The sequence below is a fragment of the Gemmatimonas sp. genome (genome assembly GCF_046594945.1).
Taxonomy (GTDB): Bacteria; Gemmatimonadota; Gemmatimonadetes; order Gemmatimonadales; family Gemmatimonadaceae; genus Gemmatimonas.
Genome location: NZ_JBKJRB010000153.1, coordinates 1 through 19,381, shown reverse-complemented (window position 1 = coordinate 19,381; position 19,381 = coordinate 1). Strand labels below are relative to the sequence as shown.

Genomic DNA, 19,381 nt, shown 5'->3' with positions numbered 1-19,381 from the left:
CGGCACGAAGTTGCAGCTCTCGGTCGATCGCAACTATGTAGAGATTGGCGAAGTCGCCACGTTCGATTCTGCGATGACCGCGCACGGCACGCGGCGCGTACGGCTGATCACGACGCTCGAACACGTCATCGAGCAATCACGCCCCGAGCTCATGGCAAAAGTGTACGCGGGGTGGCAACGCGACACCACGTTCACCGCCACGATCGGTGGCGGCGCCATTTCCGTATGGTCGCCGCGAGCGCCGCGCTAACACTCTTCAGCGGCGCGGCGGCCTGGGCTTCGCCACGTACAGCGTATGCATCGGCCCCTTCGTGTCATGGGCGCGCACGCGCAGCGTTTCCACCAGCAGGCCGCTGCCGCGCAGCGCGTGGGCGAATGCCGGATCGTCGCCCACCGACCAGTAGGCGATGATACCCGGGGGGCGCAGCGCCGCGACCGTGGTCGCGATACCATGCTGTGCATAAAGCCGCGCGTTCTCCGACATGATCATGCCGTCGGGACCGTTATCGGTGTCCAGCATGATCGCATCGAACTGGCCAGCATGATCGCGCAGCACATTCACGATATCGTCGTGTACCACCCGGACCCGCGGATCCTTGAGCGTCTCCACCGAGATGCCGTACTCGGGATTCGCATTCCACTCGATCACCTCGGCCAGAAACTCCGCCACCACCACCTCGGCGTCGTCGGCCAATTCCTTGAGCGCCGCCCGCAGCGTGAAGCCAAGCCCAAGACCGCCAATCAACACACGCGCCCGTGGCTTGTCCTTGAGCGCGACACAGGCGACCTCCGCCAGTCGGTCTTCGGAGAGATGGCGACGCTGCGACATCAGTTCGATGCCGTTGGCGCGAATGAGATACGAGCCGTCATGCCGAAACAGCTCGAGGAGCGAGCCGTCCGGAGTGCGGGCGTTACCGAGACGTTCGAAAGGCTTCATACAGACTTCACTTCGCAGGTGCTGAAGGAGACGCGACGACGGTTGCCGACACGATCGAGTCGAGCGCCGGAAACCACCGGTCGAGGTACTTGGTGCCACGCGACATGATGCGCGACTGCACAGGATCTTCGCCATACTCGAAGTTCAACCGTTCGAGGACCTCCATGCCATCCACCACGACGCCGATCGGCGCGAACAGACGCTGCCGGTCGAGCTTGGCCGAGTTGTCATCCATGTTGACATACAGCTGTACGGTGCGGCTGTCTTTGTCGACGGTGGTGAACGCCACCGTCCCCCGCGTATTGCTGGCGCGCATGTGTTCATCGGGCATCGCCGACTGCGCCCACTTCGCGTTCACCGCCGGATCGCCGTTGATGCCAAACTGCACCACGAACCCCGGTACCATGCGGAAGAACCGGTTGCCCGCATAGTAGCCGATCGTAACCAACTCGTAGAACCGGTCGGCGCCAAGGGGAGCGAGTGCGCGCGTGACCTCGATCGCGAATGGCCCCTTGCTGGTCTCGAAGCGCACGCGATACGTCTCTGGACTGCGTACTGGCGTGACCGACGGTCCCGGTATGACGCGGATCGCCGTTTTCGAAGCTGGTGCACGCGAGTCATCCGAGCAGGCGACCGAAACCATCATGCCGATGGCCAGCAGCACTTGCGTGATCAGCGCACAGATGGGTCGGATATCGGCGCGCACGAAGAGCCCTCTGGTCACCGAGAGCCCGCTGGTCAACGCGAAGAGCGCGACGGCACGCGAAGAAAAGAAACATTGCTTTCTGCTGTTCTTCGCGACCCTTCGCGTTCTTCACGAGCTTCGCGTGAATCATCTGAATCGGCCCAGCACCCCTCCCTCCGGAACGCGCCAAGGCCGCGACGCACCGCCACCCTCACTCCTCGTCCTCGACCCACAGCACCGCCGTGACCCCGTCGCCCACACACACGATACCGGCGTCGAGCGCAGAGTCCGTGAGCGGATCGAAGCTGAATCCGTCGTGCTGCGGCGCGTCGTCGCCGAACACATCGGCCCAGTCGCCGTTGGTGAAGCACGTGAACGGCTCGGGCACCATCGCCAGTAGCTCGCCTACCAAATCGTCGGCCTCCAAGGCGGGAATGATCACGGCGTTGGTGGCCAGATCGCGCCCCAGCACGCCGGCGCCAATGCGCCGCGCATCACTCTCGCTGACTTCCAGCCAGCCGTCGCCGAGCGCGCGAAAGCCGACGCTCTCGACCGCCTGATCGGCAAGCAGACGCGATTTGGCCCACTGCGGTTGCGCGACCAGCACGCACGTGACGCGGCCGCTCGTTCGGCGAGCAATGATTTGATCAGTCAGCATGATGAATAGTATGCAGTTGCCTTCAGTGTGCCACTGAGGAGCTTCACGCGCGATGCACAGTCAGCGATGGGCCGTCGGCGGTGGCGTAGAGGTCGGGACGACGGCGCCACTCGTGCTCGAGACCTCGCATCAGTAGCGCACAGTCCAGTTCCACCGTTCCCGCTGGGAAGCGTGATCGGTCGTCGAAGAAGCAGCACGCCGCGTCGTCGATCTCCAACGGCGATACCGTCCAGTTTAATGAATGCAACTCCATACCGTGATAGTGCGACGGGTCGAGCGTGGCCGAGTATCCGGTGGCACCGAGTGAGAAGAAACCGGCCGCCGCGTCGGTGGTCGGGAACACGCTGCCCGCCGGCAGCGACGACGCGAGTCGCCCCGCGAACGTGACTTCGACGCCGCCATCAGGACGCCCGATACGAAGCGCCACCGATGTCGGCAATTCGCTCCCGGCAAAATTCGCCCGCGCGAAAATGCCAGGGAGCACACGTCCACCGAGCGCGAGATTGAAGCGCGAATTGGTGTCTCGGCGCGCGCGCGCTGCAGCCACTCCGGATCAATACGGTAGTTCAGCAGGATGCGGCGGTCGATCGTGCCGTGAATCGTGTCAAGTAACATTGGCCACTCCGGTGTGCACGAATCGTTACGGCGCGTCGAACTGCAGCGACGCCGCCGCCACGGTACGCACGCGCGGGCCGAAACTCGTGATGTTCGAGAGCGTGGCATTGTGGTGCGCGATGACCTGGGGCGCCGACAGAAAGGCGTTGCCCTCACTGGTATGTCCGTCCTCGATCAGCACCACCGGGTAGCCCAGCGCAAGCGCTCGGCGAGTGGTCGTGTCCACACAAAACTCCGAGTGCATACCGCACACGATCAGTTCGCCGATCTCGTGCGCCTGCAGCAAGGTGTCGAGTTCCGTGCGCAGAAAGGCATCAGGCGTCGTCTTGCGTACGCGAAGGTCGCCCGGCACGGCGTGCAGTCCCTGCGCCAATTGCCACGCGAGTGTCTCGAACCCGAGAGAGCCGTCCGTCGACTCGTGCTGAATGAAGAACACCGGCACGGCGGCCGCACGCGCCTTCGCCGAGACCACATTGATCCGGGCGATCACCTCGGCGAACTCGTAGGCCGCGTGTTCCCCCTCGCAGAGTCCCTGCTGAACGTCAATAATGAGGAGCGCAGCATTCATGAAGCGACGGGTCGGTGAGCGGTCGGATACGAGTCTTCAGGAAGAATAGTGCCTCAATCGTCCCCTGTGTCGGGGGATTGGACGGAAGGCTCGCCGCACCGAGATTTCCGGAATCCCCCTCACTCCCCCAGACCGTGGACATGCCGATGGTTCGCTCTTTCCTGTTCGCCGCCCTCGCCTTTACCGCGATCGCCGCACCGCGCGCTGTTCCCCTCGCAGCGCAGGCGCCCGAGGCGATTCCCGCCAAGTACGCTGAGATCGCCAATCGCATCATCGCGGCGGCGCAGGCAGACTCAGCAGGTGCCTGGAATCGCATCGCCGAACTCACCGACCGGTTCGGCCATCGCCTGTCTGGCTCCAAGGCGCTCGAAGACGCCATCGTGTGGACCGCGGCCACGATGGAGAAGGACGGTCTCGCGAATGTGAAGCGGGAGAAGGTGATGGTGCCGCATTGGGTGCGCGGCGCCGAGTCGCTGGAGCTGGTCGCGCCGCGTCGTCAGCGGCTGCCGATGCTTGGGCTCGGTGGCAGCATCGCCACGCCCGCCGCCGGCATTACCGCCGAGATACTGGTGGTCGCAAGCTTCGAAGAGCTCACGCAGCGCGCCAGTGAAGCAAAGGGCAAGATCGTGCTCTACGACGCCGAGTGGCGTGACTATGGATACAACGGATCCTTTCGTCGGCTCGGCGCCATCGCCGCCGCCAAGGTTGGCGCCGTGGCCTCCCTCGCCCGCTCGGCGGGACCCTACAGCATGCGCACGCCGCACACGGGCAGCATGAGCTACGACTCCACGGTGAAGAAGATCCCGCACGCGAGCGTGACGTCGGAGGACGCGATGATGATCCGTCGCATGATCAATCGCGGCGAGAAGGTCCGCGTCACGCTCAAGATGAGCGCGAAGATGCTGCCTGACGCGCCGAGCCACAACGTGATGGGCGAGCTGCGCGGACGCGAGAAGCCCAATGAGATCGTCGTGATGGGCGGCCACATCGACTCGTGGGATGTGGGACAGGGCGCGATGGACGACGCCGGCGGTGTCGTGATCGCGTGGGAGGCGATACGCCTCCTCAAGAAGCTGGGGCTGACGCCACGGCGCACCATTCGTGCGGTGGGCTGGACCAACGAAGAGAACGGCCTGCGCGGCGGGACTGCGTACCGTGATGCGCACCAGCAGGAAACGCATCAACTGGCGATTGAATCAGATGGCGGCGTGTTCTCGCCGCTTGGCTTCGGCTTCACTGGCGCTCCGGCGGCGCGCGCGATCATTCAATCCATTGCGTCGCTGCTGAACCCGATCAACGCCGGCAAGATCGAAGCAGCGGGTGGCGGTGCCGACATCGGTCCGATCATGGCCACCGGCGTGCCGGGCATGGGACTGAACGTGGACGGGTCGCGCTACTTCTGGTTCCATCACACCGACGCCGACACACCAGACAAGCTCGATCGAGCTGAGGTTCAGCGTTGTGTGGCCGTGATGGCAGTGATGGCGTACATCGCGGCCGACATCGAACAGTCGCTGCCGCGGTAACGCACCAACGGTCGGCGCTCGCGTTATGCGAGCGCCGACGTCAGGTCAGCCAATGGGAATCGAAGCGGCGTGTTTGGCGAGCCACGCATCAAAGTCGAGCAGGCCGGAGTACAGCGCGCGGGATCGGACCGGATCACGGTAGCCCTGGAACTCCTCGCCCAAGATCTGCTGGAACTGGAACATGTTGCCCAGATCCTCCGCACCGGGAAAGCCAAGCGCACGGTACGTGTCGAAGGGCACGTCGAAGAAATGCACCGGGCGACCAAGGACCGCGCCGAGCTTGGCAGCCATGGCTTCACCGCTCAGCGATTCGCCGGCGATGCCGATGCGCTGACCGATCGTGCTCGTGCCCTCGGTGAAGATGCCGTACGCGCAGCGACCGATATCTTCCGCGCCGATGCCCGGCAACTTCGCGCCGCCCAACGGCAGCGCCATCACGAGCTCGCCCTGCTCATTCGCGCGCGGCCCCATGCCGAAGTGAATCAGGTTATCCCAGTAAAACGCGACCATCATGTACGTGGTCGGCGCCCCCTCGTTCGCGAACACTGCATCGACCGCGCCCTTCGAGTCGAAGTGCGGGCACTTGAAGTGGCCGTGCAGGGTCGGCATGCGCGGGTCGTCCAGCGGGATCCACTTACGCGTGTCTTCCAGCGTGGACCAGACCACGTGCTTCACGCCGGCCGCTTTGGTGGCGCGCGCCATGTTCGTGGCCTGCACGCCTTCGCGATCGGCGGAGAAGTGCTCCCAGAAGTTCGTGACGCAGAACGCACCGTACGCACCGTCGAGCGCGGCGGTGAGCGTAGAGGCGTCGTCGACGTCGCCCGCGACCACTTCAATACCGAGCGCTGACAGCGCTTTGGCTTTGTCGGAGTTGGGATGGCGCGTGATGGCGCGCGCGGAAAATGGGCCGTTCGCATCGGCGGCGATGGCGCGGGCGAGTCCGCCGCCCTGCGCGCCTGTGGCGCCGAACACCGCGATGATCTTCTTGTCAGCCATACCTGTATCCTCCGGGATACTGTCGGATTCGTGAAATGCCACCAAGCGGGAAGCATAACATTTATCTCAGTGATGAGCTAGCGGGTCAGAACGGTGCCGGCCGCTCGACCACGAGCCGTTCACCCGTGGCCGGGTGCGTGAAGCTCAACGACTCGGCGTGCAAGAGCAGCCGCTCCCCGTATTCCGGCGCGACGCGTCCGTACAGCCGGTCGCCGACGATGGGCGCGTCGAGGCCGATCGGGTTCGACGCGTGCACCCGCAACTGATGCGTCCGGCCCGTGTGCGGCGAGAACGCCACCTTGGTGCGCCCGCTGTCACGCGCGAGCACGCGCCACCTCGTCACCGCGGCCTTGCCGTGCACTGGATCGTGGATCTGTCGTGGCCGATCGTCGATATCCATGCGCATCGGAAAGTCGATCACGCCTTCGTCACCAACGATCTCGCCATCGAGCCACGCCACATAACGCTTGGTGATTTCGCGGAGTGAGAACAGGCGCTGCAATGCCGAGAACGTCGTGGTGTCCTTCGCCGCGAGGAGTAGCCCTGACGTGTCCAGATCGAGACGATGCACCACCAGTTGCCCCGTGGCGCCGGGGTAGAGGACACGCAGTCGCGTGGAGACCGAATCTCGTAGTAACCCGCTCCGCCCCGGCACCGACAGCAGCCCGCACGGCTTGTCCACGATCACGAGATAGGCGTCCTCGTACACGACCGCCGGCTCGCGTTCCGCGATGGCTCCCGCCCCGAACACCGGTGGTGGATCAGCCGGCAGTCCACGCAGCATATGCGCCAGAATCGGCGGACATTTGCCCTGACACGCCGGATAGAATGATCCCGCACGGCGATCCCCCGTGCGGGGCGGGGCGCCCCACCAGAATTCAGCCAACGCCAGCGGCTGCAGTCCCTGCGCGTACGCCTGCGCGAGCAGCTTCGGGGCAGCGCAATCGCCGGCCCCGCCGGGCGGTTCTTTCGGCGCGAACAGATCGCGCAGCGTGCGCACCGCACCCAAAGCGTTGATGAAGTGATACGTGCCCTGAATCGCCGGTAAGAGTTCACGCGAGCGCGCCGTTCGCGCGTCATCGTCAGCGCCGAGGCCGTACAGCTCGGCCTCACCAGGAATCCAGACCGCATCGCGCGCCGCGACGTCGTACGCCGGTGGGGCCCAGCCCTCGATCACCCACTGGCCCGCGACCATGCCCGAAAAGGCGCGCAAATAACCCAGCGTGCCATCAGGAGCCCTCACGATCAGCACTCCGAACATTTTCCCGTTGCCAGCCTGATCGAGCCTCCAAGGGGCCATTGCGGGCAACTGGAGCAGCTGCATGGTCTCCATGGCCGCCCGGCGGGCGAGCGGATGGACCGCCGCCCGATCGAAGGGGCTCGGAAATCGCGCAGGAATGTCGCTGAGGTCGGGAGGCGTCGCGAAGTGGATCACGGGTGCGGAGCCTTACGCCACCACGGGGCGACGCGCACGTCCGAAGATCACCATCGCGAAGGCGGCTTCGATTGCCGCCCCGGCGAACGCGCCGACGGACGGTGACGACGTGGTGGCGACGAGCCCATACGCCGACAGCGCCAGTGCCGCACCGCATACCACAAATACCCGCGAACCGAATACCGTGGCAAAGGTCAGGTAACGGCCTCCGATCACGAGCAGCATGGCAGGAAAGAACCACTCGATGCGACGCCGCGACACGACGTATGCGAGCGGCAGACAGAAGAGCATCCAGACCGTCGTGGCCATCGCTAGCGCGCCAAGGGGATTGCCCTTGCGATGGGCGCCCGATCGACCCATCGCCTTGGTGAACAGGATGGCGACGGGATGAATCAACATGCCGCCGATGAACAGCGCCCACACGGCGCGCTCCGGTGTTTGCACAATGGCCACCACGCCCGCCGTCAGCCAAGCAACCGACGACGCAAGCATGCCGGGAGCGCCGCCGAAGTACCCGACGCGCATGTCCTGCTGATCATCGGCGATCGTCCTATACAGCGACTCGGTCGGCATTCCGGTGCGTCGAGAGAGAGGAGTGCGCGACGCGCGACTACGGGTGCACGACGCCACACATGTAAGGTAATGCCCGATAGTGCGATGCCGTGCGCGGTGGCACTGTACTCTCGCAGAGTGAGGGCGATGCCTCCACGATGCCTCGGCGGGTCGGGGATCGATCCCGATTCCTCGGGGTAATGACAGAGGCAAAGCGACAAGGCACCGCGTGCATCGACCCGCTGCATGAATCCCACCCCAGCGTGGGATGGACCGTTGGTTGGGGATCACTTCCCGATCAATCGGGTGCCGACACGGACTCAGATGGCTGCCGGTGCCATCACGACCACAGGTCGTTACGAACCTCCGTGGACGACATGGAAACGCGCCAGGCGTCATGCCTGGCGCGTTTTGCATGCCGGAGCCTCATATCGCCAACGGAGGTGACCCGAATTCACGCTGCCACGTGATGTAATCCACGCCAACCGTCGACTCACCGGCTTCGCGCAGCGCCACATTCGCCTTGCCGCGATGATAGTGCCCGTGCAGGAGCAGATGCAGCAGGATGTCGCCGAGCTCGGTGCGGCATGGCAGCCCCTGCAGGTTCGTATATGCAATCTCCTGCCTCAGCGATTCCGGCGTGAGGGTGGCAAACACGCGCCGCATACACTCGTCGATGATCGCGCCTGCCCGTTCGAGCTCCACCGCAGAATACGCCGGCCACACCGGGACCGTGGGCGGTCGCCCCTCGATGCGCGAGAGCCAGATCTCCTGAGCACCTCGCACATGCGCCAGTTCGCGGAGCACCGCCGCTGCCTCGCCGGCGACGTGGTTCGCCGCGCTGACGAGCTGGGCATCCGCCCACTCACCGTGCGCCCGCAACGAAGCGAGATGTCGAAGCCGGTCGTGAGTCATGTCAGGAAACTGCGGCCCGATGGCGAGCGCGTCCACTGCCCGCGCGATATGATATCCGGATCGCCGGTCGTCGCACGACAGGGCACGCGTTCACACGCAGGAGAACGGCACATGCGTCGTACGGGCTGGCTCGTTGCACTTCCATTCGCGGCCACGGTCCTCGGCGGCTGCGCACGCGCATCGAAGACCTCGCCCGTGTCGCCGGCGACGGGTGCGGCGCTGTCCCTGTGGAAATCAGGTTCGGCCGCGTTTGGCATGTTCGTGCCGAGTGAGCGCGCGCCTGGCGCCGTTGACGCCACCGGCACTCGGCTCCCACCGTTGTACACGGTCACCGGCGCCCTGGCGCTCGCCGCGAATCCCCTGCTCGACTATCTCTTCCTGAACCTCGAAGGGGCGTACGACGCGAATGCGGTGCGGGCGATGGTGGCCGGCGTCAAGCGGAGTAGCGCCGCCACGCGTCCCACGCGTCCCACGCGCCCCACGCGCCCCACGCGCCCCACGCTGCTCGTGCGCATTCCGACCATCGCCGACGCGGGGGTCGACGTTACGCGCGCCCGGGTGAAGGAAGTGCTCGGTCTCGGCGCCGACGGCGTGGTCATCCCGCACGTGCGTAGCGCAGCCGAGGCGCGCACGGCGGTCGCGTTCTTCACGGAGGCCGGTGCCAACGTCTGGTCGCCGGCGAATTCCAACGGCACGGTGATCGCGATGCTGATGGTCGAAGACAAGGGCGCGATCGCCGAGCTCACAGATATCGCGGCCGTGAAGGGCTACAGCCTGCTCTCCTGCGGCATCGGCAGTCTGACGAGGGACATGGGCGGCGATGCACCGGGCGCCGAGGCCGCGTGCAAGCGCACGCGCGACCTCGGAGCCAAGGCCGGCATGCCGAGTATGATGACGGCGACCGGCAGCACAATCACTGATCGCATCGAGAAGGGGTATCTCGGCTTGCTGATGTCAGGCCCGGCCGATCAGGCGTCGGTGATCATCCGCGCCGGACGCGCCGTGGCCAAGCGTCCGTAGCCGGCCCATAACCGCCGTCACGCGATCGTCGCTACGGCCGGGGCAGGCGGGCGCTCGTCTGCAAAATGCGGATGGCCGCCGTCATGCCCCCTGCCGTATACAACAGCTCCTTCGCCAGCATGCCATTGGTCTGAATGATCTGCGCAATGCACCCCGTCCAGCCCGTTTGGTGGCTCGCTCCTACGCCGGCGCCGGTGTCGCCGTGGAAGTATTCGGAGAACTGCACCAAGTCCCGCCAGTACGGATCATCGCGGAACAGCGTGGCGCGGCCATTCACCGGTCGCGCCCCCTTGGCATCGGGCTCGAAGATGCTGCACAGACGATCACCCAATTCCATCGCGACCTCGAGCAGTGTCATCTGATGGCCTGATCCGGTGGGGCACTCCACCATAAACTCGTCGCCGTAGTACGCGTACAGCCGCAGCAACGCACCGTATAGCAGGTAGTTGATCGGCATCCACACCGGTCCGCGCCAGTTGGAATTGCCGCCGAACATCCCACTGTCGGAGTCACCAGGCACGTAGGCCACGCGATGCTCCGTACCCTCGTGCGCAAACGTGTACGGATGCTCGTGGTGGTACCGCGACAGCGCGCGGATGCCGTGCGGCGAAAAGAACTCCTGCTCGTCGAGCATGCGCGAAAGAATGCGGCGCAACTTGGTCTCGTCGACAATAGACAGCATCCGGCGATCGGCCACCCCCGGTCGATCGGGCAGATGCAGATTGGCAATCAGCCGCGGATGACGCCGCGCAAACGCCGCGCTCTGCTCGCGGAAGCGAGGGAGGCGATCGAAGAGATCGGCTTCGAACACTGCCACCGCCGCCAGTGGCAGGAGCCCTACGATCGAGCGCACCTTCAGGCGCATCGCCGATCCGTTGGGCAAACGCAGCACATCGTAGAAGAAGCCGTCGGTCTCGTCCCACATCTCGTCCTGGTGCTCGCCCACGCGGTCCATCGCGCCGGCAATGCGCAACGTGTGCTGGTAGAACTTCTCCACGAAGTCCTGGTAGCGTGGCTCGTGCAGCGCGAGCTCCACGGCAATGCGCAACATCTGCTGACTGAAGAACACCATCCACGCCGTGCCGTCGGCCTGATCGATGTACCCGCCGGTGGGTAGCGGCGACGAGCGATCGAACACGCCGATGTTGTCGAGACCGAGGAAGCCGCCTTCGAAGATGTTCGCACCGGCGCGATCCTTTCGGTTGATCCACCACGTGAAATTCACCAGCAGCTTCTCGAACGACTGCTTCAGGAACTCGAGATCGCCCTGCCCGGCGCGCCGTTCGCGCTCGAGGAGATACAATTGCATAGTGGCCCACGCGTGCACCGGTGGGTTCACATCGCTGAAGTTCCATTCGCACGCCGGCAGTTGCCCGTTCGGATGCAAATAGTCGTTGCGCAGCAGCAGATCGAGCTGGTCTTTCGCGAAATCGAGGTCCACGATGGCCAACGGGATCGCGTGGAAGGCGAGATCCCACGCCGCGTACCACGGATACTCCCACTTGTCGGGCATCGAGATGATGTCATCGCAGTACATGTGCGACCACGTGCTGTTCTGCTTCGCGTGATGCCCCGTGTGGTGCCGCTCCAGATCGCAATGGTAGTACTGTTTGGACCAGAGCATGCCCGCCAGCGCCTGTCGCATGACGTTGCTACGCTCCACATCCAGGCGGACGCCGATCGGCGTGATGGCCTCGTAGAACGCATCAGCCTCTCGCCTGCGCGCAGTGAACACCGCGTCGAAATCGGCGAACGGCGGCGGCGCCACTCCCGGCGCCTGCGCGGTGAGGCGCAACCGCACCGTGGTCGAGGCGCCGGCGGCGATCTCCAAGTCGTACAGCGCCGACGCCTTGGTGCCGCGCTGCGCCGGATTGACGGCCGCCGGATTTCCCTGCACCACGTAGTCGTTGATCCCGTCCTTCACCCACGGGCTCGCGTTCGGCAGATCGAACAATCGCGCCGAATTGGTCTCGTTCTCGGTGAACAGCAGCGGGACGTCCGCGTCGCAATACAGGTAGTGACTCTCGGGCATCGCCCGCGCGGCGAATCCGGGGTGCGTGGCCTGGACCGCGGAGCCGTGCCCCGTGACAATGGCTTGCAGCACGGGCTTCGGGGCGCTGAAGTCCTCGGCCCAAGTATTCCGAAACCAGAGCGTGGGCAGCAGCCGCAGTCGCGCTGACTCGGGCCCGCGATTGCAGGCCGTGATAGCGATCAGGATGTCGTCGGCGTCGCCTTTCGCGTACTCCACGAACACGTCGAAGTATCGATGCTCGTCGAAGATGCCGGTATCCAACAGCTCATATTCCGGCTCTTGCCGGCTGCGCTTCGCGTTCGTGGCGATCAGATCGAGGTACGGGAACGCCGCCTGCGGATACTTGTACAGGTACTTCATGTACGAGTGCGTCGGCGTGGAGTCGAGATAGAAGTAGTACTCCTTCACGTCCTCGCCGTGATTGCCTTCTCGGTTGTCCAGTCCGAAGGCACGCTCCTTGAGAATGGGATCCACGCCGTTCCAGAGCGCGAGGGCAAAGCAGAGTACCTGCTTGTCGTCGCTGATACCACCGAGCCCGTCTTCGCCGCAGCGATACGCCCGCGATCGCGACTGATCGTGGGTGAAGTGGTTCCACGCATCACCGCCCTCGCTGGCGTCTTCACGCACGGTGCCCCATTGCCGCTCACTGAGATACGGGCCCCAACGCTTCCACGCGCGGGTCCCGTCGCGGGCGGCCACGAGTCGTTGCGACTCCGCGTCGCGATTCATGGCGTGCTCGCCGCGACCCGTGGCCGGTCGATGATCTCCTTGTCCCGCGCGAACAGCTCGAGCACCCACGCCGGCGGCTCCATAGTCGTCGCCGCGCCGACTTCGCGCAGAATATCGGCGAGCACACTCGGCACATCGCGCTTCCAGATCAGCGCCCGGGTAATGCCGACCGCCTTGATCTCACCGCTCTGCTCAAACCGATGGAGGTGATAAATCCACTTGTCGTCCCAACCCGCGAGCTCGAGTTCCACGGCAAACCGCGTCCACCGCTTCAACGGCTTGCGATAAATCAGCTTCTGTGAGCCAAGTGTGGGAGCGAGCCCGCGTTTCACCATCGCGTGATACATGGGGGACCGCGCGATCATCTCCCAGCGGATGTAGTCCATGTAGGCCGCATAGCGCGACGCCGTCATGACACGGAATCCGTCGCAATCGAACAACCGTACGCGAAACGTGCGTCGGATCGTATCGTGAATCGCGACGGGCGGCTGCACGCTACGCCGCATCAGAATCTTCGCGATGGAATACCAGTAGTGGAACATGCTCAGTATTCCCGCGGCATGAGCACCCGCTTCCGTCGCCGAGTGCGCAGCATCCAGTCGATGACGGCCGCCAGCACCGCGCCCACGAGGTAGCAGGCGATGTCGCTCCAGAGGAAGCCCTGTCCAAGCGCCAGCGCGCCGAGCGGCGAGGCGCGCAGAGCATCGAGCCACGGCGCGTGATAGCGCTGACTGGCTTCCACCGCCACCGCGATCGCGAAGGCGATCGCCGCCAGATGACGACCTTCCCCGTTCGGTCGCAGCAGCGTGAGCAGCCAGAAAACCATGGACGCCCACAACACATCACCCGCGTACTGCGCGACGAACGTGGGAAGCACGGCCGGATAGCGACGTGACGCCAATCCCAGGAGTACCGTGCCGACCAGCAGCAGCAGGGAATGCGTGGTCGATCGCTTAGGGGTACGGAGCAACCGGAACGCTCGTGACGTGGCGGGTCAGGTCGAGATGAGCGACGGGGAGACCTCGCTCATGACGCCGCGCAGCGGCGGCATCCCGACAACAGTAGCCTCAAGTCACGCCCTTGGCGCCCCCGACGCGAGGCGTGCTGGTGGTATCCCGATCAGCAGTTCGGCCGCCGCGACTCGGGTCGGCCACCCGGTATCCCGCCCGGCAGGCTGCCGGTCGAGGACGACACGATGACCGTTCTGACGGCCATTCGGCTATCGTAACGCGCCACCTGCCGCACGGGTGTCTGGTCGAGGCGCGCCGGTTCGAAGACCAATCCGCCAAGTGTCTCCTGGACCGCTCCCGCGTACGTCGGATCGGTGGTCGACACGCGGCGCACCGTCGCCAGCTCCGGCTTCCCCGTAGTATCCACCACGAACTCGAAGGTAGCGCGGTAGCAGGTTGGCCCCGCTCCTCCGGAGGGGAGCGAGAACTGCGGCCGTTGGCCGCTGCTGCGCAATTTGGCCTTGCGCTCCACGTGACACTCCCGGTACACCGGCGACGCCGGATTCGTCGAGTCGATGGGCGTCTCGCGGCAATGCTTCTTGCTGCTCTGCGCCTGCAACGAGGCGGTGGCACAGCACATCAGGAGAGGGATTAGCATTCGCATAGGCGGACCGATTGAAAGGGACACACACTGGGATTCGCGTGAGAATGTCGACCGGGACGTGCGGCGGCAAGGTGCCGGCGATAGGTTAGCCGAATGACCCAACCCACGACCTCCGCCGCGTTGCTGTTGGCGCTCCTGCACTATGAGCGCGCAAACCTGCTCACCCAGTTCGAGTCGATCCCCGAGACGCTTCGCGCCGTGTCGGCCGGCAACGGAGAAAGCGAAAGCGGCTGGTCGGCCGCGCAGATCATCGAGCACTGCGCCCGCGTGGAAGGAAATGTGGCGCGCATGATTGCCAAGGGCCCCGAGATGCCGCGTACGGCGACCGACCTTGAGCTGCAGGCGGCCGTGCTCACCGAGCGCACGATTGGCTGGGTCCGCGAGCGCACCACCAAGGTCGAGGCCCCGGAGCGGGTGCGTCCCACCGGTACACTCGACGCCGACGCCGCGATTACGCAGCTGCAGGCGTCGCGCGCAGCCCTGCTCGAAGCCTTCGCTACCACCGACAACGCCGTGCTCGACGGCGTGGCCTTCCCGCATCCGTTCCTCGGCCCGCTCACGCTCCGTTCCTGGGTGGAGCTCACGGCGCATCACGACGCGCGACATGCGGCGCAGATGGCGGAGCTTAAAAGCAGTAGGGAGTAGGGAGTAGGGGGTCGGGAGTAACGAGTACGCGGACGCGGCTCGTCGTCACGACATCGCGCGTCCACGCTGCGTGAGATAGACATGCCACAGAATCCGCGCCGCCACAGCACGCCACGGGGACCACGCCATCGCCATCTGTGACGCCTCACGGCTCGACGGCAGTCGCTCGAGCGCGTGCGTGTGCTGCAGCGCCTTGTGCAGTGCCAGATCCCCCGGCGGCCAGGCGTCGGGGCGACCGAGCGAGAACAGCAGATATACCTGTGCCGTCCATGGGCCGATCCCGGGTACGCGCTGCAACGCGAGAAGCACGTCGTCGTCCGGAAGCGTGGAGATCAGGCGCAGGTCGAGGCGACCGTCGGTCACCTGTTCGGCCAACGCCACCAGATACGCCGCCTTCTGCCGCGTGACACCGAGCGCGCGGAGGCCGTCCACGCCCACCGCGCGTATCGGCTCCGACTGCATACCGCCGGACACGGATGCGTCGAGCCGAGTGAACAGCGTGGCCGCCGACTCGAGCGACACTTGCTGCTCGAGGATCATGCGTACGAGTGTGACGAATCCCTCGGCACGTTCCCACAGTGGCGGTTCACCGTACTGTGCCACCAGCTGCGACAACGAGGTATCGCGCGCACAGAGGTGACGCACGGCGTCACGCAGCGTGGCAGCAGTGAGCCGACCAGGCGTACCGGTTCCGGTCACGACGTCGACGAACGTGCCGTCGCGGCAGGCGCAGTAGGCACCCGCCCTTTCACGGCGTTGGCACGCGCGTTGTACGTAATGCGACCATCGGCATCGGTTGGCAAACCGTGGCGCAGCCGCTCCTGCAGTCGCGCGATCGCTTCGGGCGCCAATGTGGCAAGCGTGCGACCAACAGCGTCCCAGCCTGCGACCGTTGCCCAGTAGTCGTCGAACGACGTGAAGCTGCGCTGTACCGTGAGCTCCTGCGTCTCCACCTCGATGAGCCCCGCGCCGCGCCACAGGTCCACCATCACCTCGCGGCGCGATGACTCTGGAGTGGGCGGTGCCGGCAGGACCGCGCCCAGTTCACGAATTTCGCGTTGCAGCAGGTGGTACGGGAATCCTCCGCCGTGCATGTCCCACGCGTACGCGGCCACGAGGCCGCCGGCGCCCACCACGCGCACCATCTCGGCCACTCCCGTTGCCGGCTTCGGCACGAAGAAGATCACCAGCGGCATCACCGCCGCATCGAACTGGTCATCGCCATAGGGCAGCGCCATCGCGTCCCCTTCGCGCAGCTCGGCGTCGCGCAACGGCGCACGCGTACGCGCGTACTCCAGCTGCGCCGCCGAGGGATCGATGCCGTACAACGCGGCGGGCGCGCAGTGCGTGGCGAGCATCTCGGTAAATGCGCCATTCCCACAGCCCACATCGAGCCAGCGCAGTCCTGGTGCCGGTGCCAGCCAGCGCAGGAACTCGGCGCCCGCCAGCTGACTCCACACACCCATGTAGCGCTCGTAGGAGGCGCCGTCGTTGAAACGAATTGGTTCGGTCATGGTGACAGCTCGCTCATGTCGGAGAACTTGCTGCACGAACGGGCCTTTCGCGAGAGAATACGCGCTCTTGTCCCACCCCACGCTCTCGGCGACGCGATACTTCTCCGCCGCGTAAGCCGCGCTGAGCGCAGCATCGGTCCGAAGAACGTCGCGAAACGCCAGCAGCGCGTGCCACGCGGCCGCTGGCAGCACATACAAATGCGCGTGCACCACGCTCGCGCCATTTTCGCTGCGCACATAGTAGCGCCGACGCGGATCGTCGCCATACGGACCACGATACTCGTACCCGAGCGCCTGCATCGGTGCGATGCACGTATCGGCGTTGGCATCGTTCTCGACCGCGATGGCTATGTCGAGCACCGGCTTGCCGGCCAGGCCAGGCACCGCGGTGCTGCCCACGTGCTCGATCGCCTGCACAGCCGCACCAAGTGCCGGGCGCAAGCGAGCAGCCTCGACGGCGAATCGCGAGGGCCACGCGCTGTCGTACGGGAGGAGGCGCAGGGTGGAGGGCATTGGCAGTTCGAGAGAAAACGGACGCCGTGCGGCGTTATGCCGCGTCTGTTGCATAATGGATTCCCCACAAAGACTTTGGCGAGTCGCGATGGCGCCAATTGGAGCGTGACTTGGCGCCCACCCCTGAAGCGCACATGTTCATTCCGAACGATGACGCATTGGCAAATACGCATCGAGAAGCCGTTCGACGGGTTCGCACTTCATTTCCATTTCGCGGCGTTCTGGGGCTAGCGTTGTCAGACGCCGAGGGTACGTTCGCTCGTACTGGAACGTTCTCCCTCGATGACAATCGCGCTACTCCCCCGCTTGAATGACTGCTCAGTTCTTCGCCGCCCCGATCCTCAATTCGCCGTACGAAGCTCCAACAAGGCATTGGGAGCTCGACGACACGGGCCAGCCGACACAGCGGGTGTCCAATGGTCGCCGCAAGGCTTCATTCGTTACGCCGATCCCCAAAGCCAAGAAACAGGGGAAGGCGCAGGCCAGTCTCGCGCTCGACGAAGGGCACGGGCTCACGACGGCCGATCAGCTCTATTTGCGGTCGCTGATCAACGAATTGCGGGTGCAAGTCGAACGCTGGCGCAGTCTCAAGAACCCGAACGACTGGAGAGTCACGCCAGAGACCCGGCGCTTACTGCAGCACTGGCGCACGCACCAATTCAGCGGCGTCCGTCCGTTTTTCTGTCAGGTAGAAGCCGTCGAAACGGTCATCTGGCTCACGGAAGTGGCGCCCGAGATTGGCAAGGAGGGCAAGCGGTTCCTCGACCATCTCACCGCCGTGAACGCCGAAGCCAACCCGGAACTGCTGCGCCTCGCCCTCAAGCTGGCCACCGGAGCTGGCAAAACGACGGTGATGGCGATGATCATCGCGTGGCAAACCATCAACGCGGTGCGGCATCCGTCGTCCAAGCGCTACACGCGTGGATTTCTGGTGGTCACACCGGGCATCACGATTCGCGATCGATTGCAAGTCCTTCAGCCCAACGACCCCAACGCGTACTACGCCGCGCGCGAGCTCGTGCCCAGCGACATGGTCGCCGAGCTGAACAAAGCGCGCATCGTGATCACCAACTATCACGCCTTCAAGCGGCGCGAACGGTTGGAGATCTCCAAGGGCGGGCGCGCCCTCTTACAAGGGCACGGGCCGGCGCTCGAGACGCTGGAAACCGAAGGGCAGATGCTGCAGCGGGTCATTCCCGAGCTGATGGGGATGAAAAACATTCTCGCCCTCAACGACGAGGCGCACCACTGCTACCGCGAGAAGCCCAACGCCACTCCGGACGTCGCGCTCAAGGGCGATGAACGGAAGGAGGCTGAGGCAAACAAGGAGGCTGCGCGTCTCTGGATTTCCGGGCTTGAAGCGGTCAATCGAAAGCTCGGGCTCGCACGCGTGCTCGACTTGTCCGCCACGCCGTTTTTTCTGAGCGGGTCTGGTTACGCCGAAGGCACACTGTTTCCCTGGACCATGAGTGACTTCTCGCTCATGGATGCCATCGAGTGCGGCATCGTGAAGCTCCCACGGGTGCCAGTCGCCGATAATATCCCCGAAGCTGAAGTCCCGGTATTCCGTGAGCTGTGGTCGCACATTGCGCCCAAAATGCCCAAGAAGGGCGCGGGCAAGAGCGGCGTCCTCGACCCGCATCTCATTCCGGTCGAGTTGCAAACGGCACTCGAGGCCTTGTATCGGCATTACGAGCAGACCTTTCACGCCTGGGGCGCCACGCCCGGCGTGGATGTCCCGCCCTGCTTCATCGTGGTGTGCAACAACACCGCCACCTCAAAGCTCGTATACGAGTACATCGCGGGCTTTACCCGCGTGCAAGACGACGGCTCGACGCGCACGTTCAATGGGCGGCTGGACCTGTTCGACAACTTCGACGACCACGGCAATCCGTATGCGCGGGCTCGCACATGGCTCATGGATAGCGCCCAGCTCGAATCGGGCGATTCACTTGACGCCGACTTCCGGAAAACGTTTGCTTCGGAAATCGAACGATTCCGTCAAGATCTCGTGCAGCGCTCGGGTGGCTTGGTGCACGCTGACGACATTTCCGACGAGTCGTTGCAGCGCGAGGTCATGAACACCGTGGGCAAGCCAAACGGGCTCGGCGAATCCATTCGCTGTGTGGTGTCCGTGGCCATGCTTACCGAAGGATGGGACGCCAACACCGTCACTCACGTACTTGGCGTGCGGGCGTTCGGCACTCAGCTGCTCTGCGAGCAGGTGATCGGCCGCGCGCTACGCCGGCAGTCGTACGAGCTGAACGAGCAGGGGCTGTTCGACGTGGAGTACGCCGACGTACTCGGCATCCCCTTCGACTTCACCGCCAAGCCAGTTCCGTCCAAGCCGCAAGCCGTGAGGCCCACCGTGCAGGTGCGAGCGCTCTCGCCGGAGCGCGATGCGCTCGAGATCCGGTTTCCTCGGCT

General features: G+C 64.8%; 20 protein-coding genes. 5 read left to right on the top strand and 15 right to left on the bottom strand.

Translation table 11 applies throughout. The features are described from left to right. Positions 1-250: hypothetical protein (locus ACLL97_RS18235; protein WP_411281908.1), on the top strand; the 250-nt coding region annotated here is incomplete at its 5' end. A 6-nt stretch (positions 251-256) separates the two neighbouring features. Here the strand turns inward: ACLL97_RS18235 and ACLL97_RS18230 are convergent. From ACLL97_RS18230 to ACLL97_RS18210, 5 genes are all read right to left on the bottom strand, one after another. After that, positions 257-937, bottom strand: coding sequence for a spermidine synthase (locus ACLL97_RS18230; RefSeq protein WP_411281907.1), 681 nt, complete (start codon positions 935-937; stop codon positions 257-259). 7 nt (positions 938-944) lie between these two features. Further along, complete coding sequence (locus tag ACLL97_RS18225) at positions 945-1,661, bottom strand: peptidylprolyl isomerase (RefSeq protein ID WP_411281906.1); 717 nt, start codon at positions 1,659-1,661, stop codon at positions 945-947. A gap of 172 nt (positions 1,662-1,833) precedes the next feature. Further along, the gene (locus ACLL97_RS18220; RefSeq protein ID WP_411281905.1) at positions 1,834-2,280 is read right to left on the bottom strand and encodes a hypothetical protein; all 447 of its coding nucleotides are present in this window, start codon (positions 2,278-2,280) and stop codon (positions 1,834-1,836) included. A gap of 43 nt (positions 2,281-2,323) precedes the next feature. Next, on the bottom strand, positions 2,324-2,827 hold the full coding sequence (locus ACLL97_RS18215; RefSeq protein ID WP_411281904.1) for a hypothetical protein: 504 nt from the start codon (positions 2,825-2,827) through the stop codon (positions 2,324-2,326). Between the two features lie 93 nt (positions 2,828-2,920). Continuing rightward, positions 2,921-3,463, bottom strand: a complete 543-nt coding sequence (locus ACLL97_RS18210) for a cysteine hydrolase family protein (protein WP_411281903.1) — start codon at positions 3,461-3,463, stop codon at positions 2,921-2,923. A gap of 146 nt (positions 3,464-3,609) precedes the next feature. On the opposite strand from ACLL97_RS18210, the gene ACLL97_RS18205 reads away from it, so the two are divergent. Next, positions 3,610-4,989, top strand: a complete 1,380-nt coding sequence (locus ACLL97_RS18205) for a M28 family metallopeptidase (protein WP_411281902.1) — start codon at positions 3,610-3,612, stop codon at positions 4,987-4,989. A 45-nt stretch (positions 4,990-5,034) separates the two neighbouring features. Here ACLL97_RS18205 and ACLL97_RS18200 read toward each other — a convergent pair whose 3' ends face one another. The 4 genes from ACLL97_RS18200 to ACLL97_RS18185 form a co-directional block, all read right to left on the bottom strand. Further along, positions 5,035-5,985: an NmrA/HSCARG family protein gene (locus ACLL97_RS18200; protein ID WP_411281901.1), complete on the bottom strand. Its 951-nt coding sequence runs from the start codon at positions 5,983-5,985 to the stop codon at positions 5,035-5,037. Positions 5,986-6,070: 85 nt separating this feature from the next. Beyond that, positions 6,071-7,420, bottom strand: coding sequence for an RluA family pseudouridine synthase (locus ACLL97_RS18195; protein WP_411281900.1), 1,350 nt, complete (start codon positions 7,418-7,420; stop codon positions 6,071-6,073). Between the two features lie 12 nt (positions 7,421-7,432). After that, entirely contained in the window at positions 7,433-7,993 is a 561-nt protein-coding gene (locus tag ACLL97_RS18190; protein WP_411281899.1) for a DUF7010 family protein, read from the bottom strand. 405 nt (positions 7,994-8,398) lie between these two features. After that, positions 8,399-8,887, bottom strand: a complete 489-nt coding sequence (locus tag ACLL97_RS18185) for a DinB family protein (RefSeq protein WP_411281898.1) — start codon at positions 8,885-8,887, stop codon at positions 8,399-8,401. A 111-nt stretch (positions 8,888-8,998) separates the two neighbouring features. Here ACLL97_RS18185 and ACLL97_RS18180 point away from each other — a divergent pair, with 111 nt between their 5' ends. After that, on the top strand, positions 8,999-9,907 hold the full coding sequence (locus ACLL97_RS18180) for an aldolase/citrate lyase family protein (RefSeq protein WP_411281897.1): 909 nt from the start codon (positions 8,999-9,001) through the stop codon (positions 9,905-9,907). A gap of 31 nt (positions 9,908-9,938) precedes the next feature. Here ACLL97_RS18180 and ACLL97_RS18175 read toward each other — a convergent pair whose 3' ends face one another. The 4 genes from ACLL97_RS18175 to ACLL97_RS18160 form a co-directional block, all read right to left on the bottom strand. Next, positions 9,939-12,668 carry an MGH1-like glycoside hydrolase domain-containing protein gene (locus tag ACLL97_RS18175; RefSeq protein ID WP_411281896.1) on the bottom strand — a complete coding sequence of 910 codons (2,730 nt, stop codon included), beginning with the start codon at positions 12,666-12,668 and terminating at the stop codon, positions 9,939-9,941. Next, the gene (locus tag ACLL97_RS18170; RefSeq protein ID WP_411281895.1) at positions 12,665-13,210 is read right to left on the bottom strand and encodes an acyl-CoA thioesterase; all 546 of its coding nucleotides are present in this window, start codon (positions 13,208-13,210) and stop codon (positions 12,665-12,667) included. Before ACLL97_RS18170 ends, ACLL97_RS18175 begins: the two co-directional genes overlap by 4 nt. Positions 13,211-13,212: 2 nt before the next feature. Further along, on the bottom strand, positions 13,213-13,638 hold the full coding sequence (locus ACLL97_RS18165; protein WP_411281894.1) for a DUF2809 domain-containing protein: 426 nt from the start codon (positions 13,636-13,638) through the stop codon (positions 13,213-13,215). 149 nt (positions 13,639-13,787) lie between these two features. Beyond that, positions 13,788-14,282: a hypothetical protein gene (locus tag ACLL97_RS18160; protein WP_411281893.1), complete on the bottom strand. Its 495-nt coding sequence runs from the start codon at positions 14,280-14,282 to the stop codon at positions 13,788-13,790. 93 nt (positions 14,283-14,375) lie between these two features. On the opposite strand from ACLL97_RS18160, the gene ACLL97_RS18155 reads away from it, so the two are divergent. Continuing rightward, positions 14,376-14,927 (top strand): DinB family protein, encoded by a 552-nt coding sequence (locus ACLL97_RS18155; RefSeq protein WP_411281892.1) that lies wholly within the window; start codon positions 14,376-14,378, stop codon positions 14,925-14,927. 45 nt (positions 14,928-14,972) lie between these two features. On the opposite strand, the gene ACLL97_RS18150 is transcribed toward ACLL97_RS18155, so the two are convergent. Together ACLL97_RS18150 and ACLL97_RS18145 are read right to left on the bottom strand one after the other, a co-directional pair. Then, positions 14,973-15,626 carry a DNA-3-methyladenine glycosylase family protein gene (locus ACLL97_RS18150; RefSeq protein ID WP_411281891.1) on the bottom strand — a complete coding sequence of 218 codons (654 nt, stop codon included), beginning with the start codon at positions 15,624-15,626 and terminating at the stop codon, positions 14,973-14,975. Then, on the bottom strand, positions 15,623-16,954 hold the full coding sequence (locus ACLL97_RS18145) for a GrpB family protein (RefSeq protein WP_411281890.1): 1,332 nt from the start codon (positions 16,952-16,954) through the stop codon (positions 15,623-15,625). The genes ACLL97_RS18150 and ACLL97_RS18145 overlap by 4 nt, the downstream gene beginning before the upstream one ends. Before the next feature lie 310 nt (positions 16,955-17,264). On the opposite strand from ACLL97_RS18145, the gene ACLL97_RS18140 reads away from it, so the two are divergent. After that, positions 17,265-19,381 (top strand): BPTD_3080 family restriction endonuclease (locus tag ACLL97_RS18140; protein WP_411281889.1); only part of this gene is annotated, 2,117 nt, incomplete at its 3' end.

Bases quoted from the DNA above. Each gene is read 5' to 3' on its own strand.
- ACLL97_RS18230 (WP_411281907.1), bottom strand. From the start codon at position 937: ATGAAGCCTTTCGAACGTCTCGGTAACGCCCGCACTCCGGACGGCTCG.
- ACLL97_RS18220 (WP_411281905.1), bottom strand. From the start codon at position 2,280: ATGCTGACTGATCAAATCATTGCTCGCCGAACGAGCGGCCGCGTCACG.
- ACLL97_RS18210 (WP_411281903.1), bottom strand. From the start codon at position 3,463: ATGAATGCTGCGCTCCTCATTATTGACGTTCAGCAGGGACTCTGCGAG.
- ACLL97_RS18205 (WP_411281902.1), top strand. From the start codon at position 3,610: ATGGTTCGCTCTTTCCTGTTCGCCGCCCTCGCCTTTACCGCGATCGCC.
- ACLL97_RS18200 (WP_411281901.1), bottom strand. From the start codon at position 5,985: ATGGCTGACAAGAAGATCATCGCGGTGTTCGGCGCCACAGGCGCGCAG.
- ACLL97_RS18190 (WP_411281899.1), bottom strand. From the start codon at position 7,993: ATGCCGACCGAGTCGCTGTATAGGACGATCGCCGATGATCAGCAGGAC.
- ACLL97_RS18185 (WP_411281898.1), bottom strand. From the start codon at position 8,887: ATGACTCACGACCGGCTTCGACATCTCGCTTCGTTGCGGGCGCACGGT.
- ACLL97_RS18180 (WP_411281897.1), top strand. From the start codon at position 8,999: ATGCGTCGTACGGGCTGGCTCGTTGCACTTCCATTCGCGGCCACGGTC.
- ACLL97_RS18175 (WP_411281896.1), bottom strand. From the start codon at position 12,668: ATGAATCGCGACGCGGAGTCGCAACGACTCGTGGCCGCCCGCGACGGG.
- ACLL97_RS18170 (WP_411281895.1), bottom strand. From the start codon at position 13,210: ATGTTCCACTACTGGTATTCCATCGCGAAGATTCTGATGCGGCGTAGC.
- ACLL97_RS18160 (WP_411281893.1), bottom strand. From the start codon at position 14,282: ATGCGAATGCTAATCCCTCTCCTGATGTGCTGTGCCACCGCCTCGTTG.
- ACLL97_RS18155 (WP_411281892.1), top strand. From the start codon at position 14,376: ATGACCCAACCCACGACCTCCGCCGCGTTGCTGTTGGCGCTCCTGCAC.
- ACLL97_RS18145 (WP_411281890.1), bottom strand. From the start codon at position 16,954: ATGCCCTCCACCCTGCGCCTCCTCCCGTACGACAGCGCGTGGCCCTCG.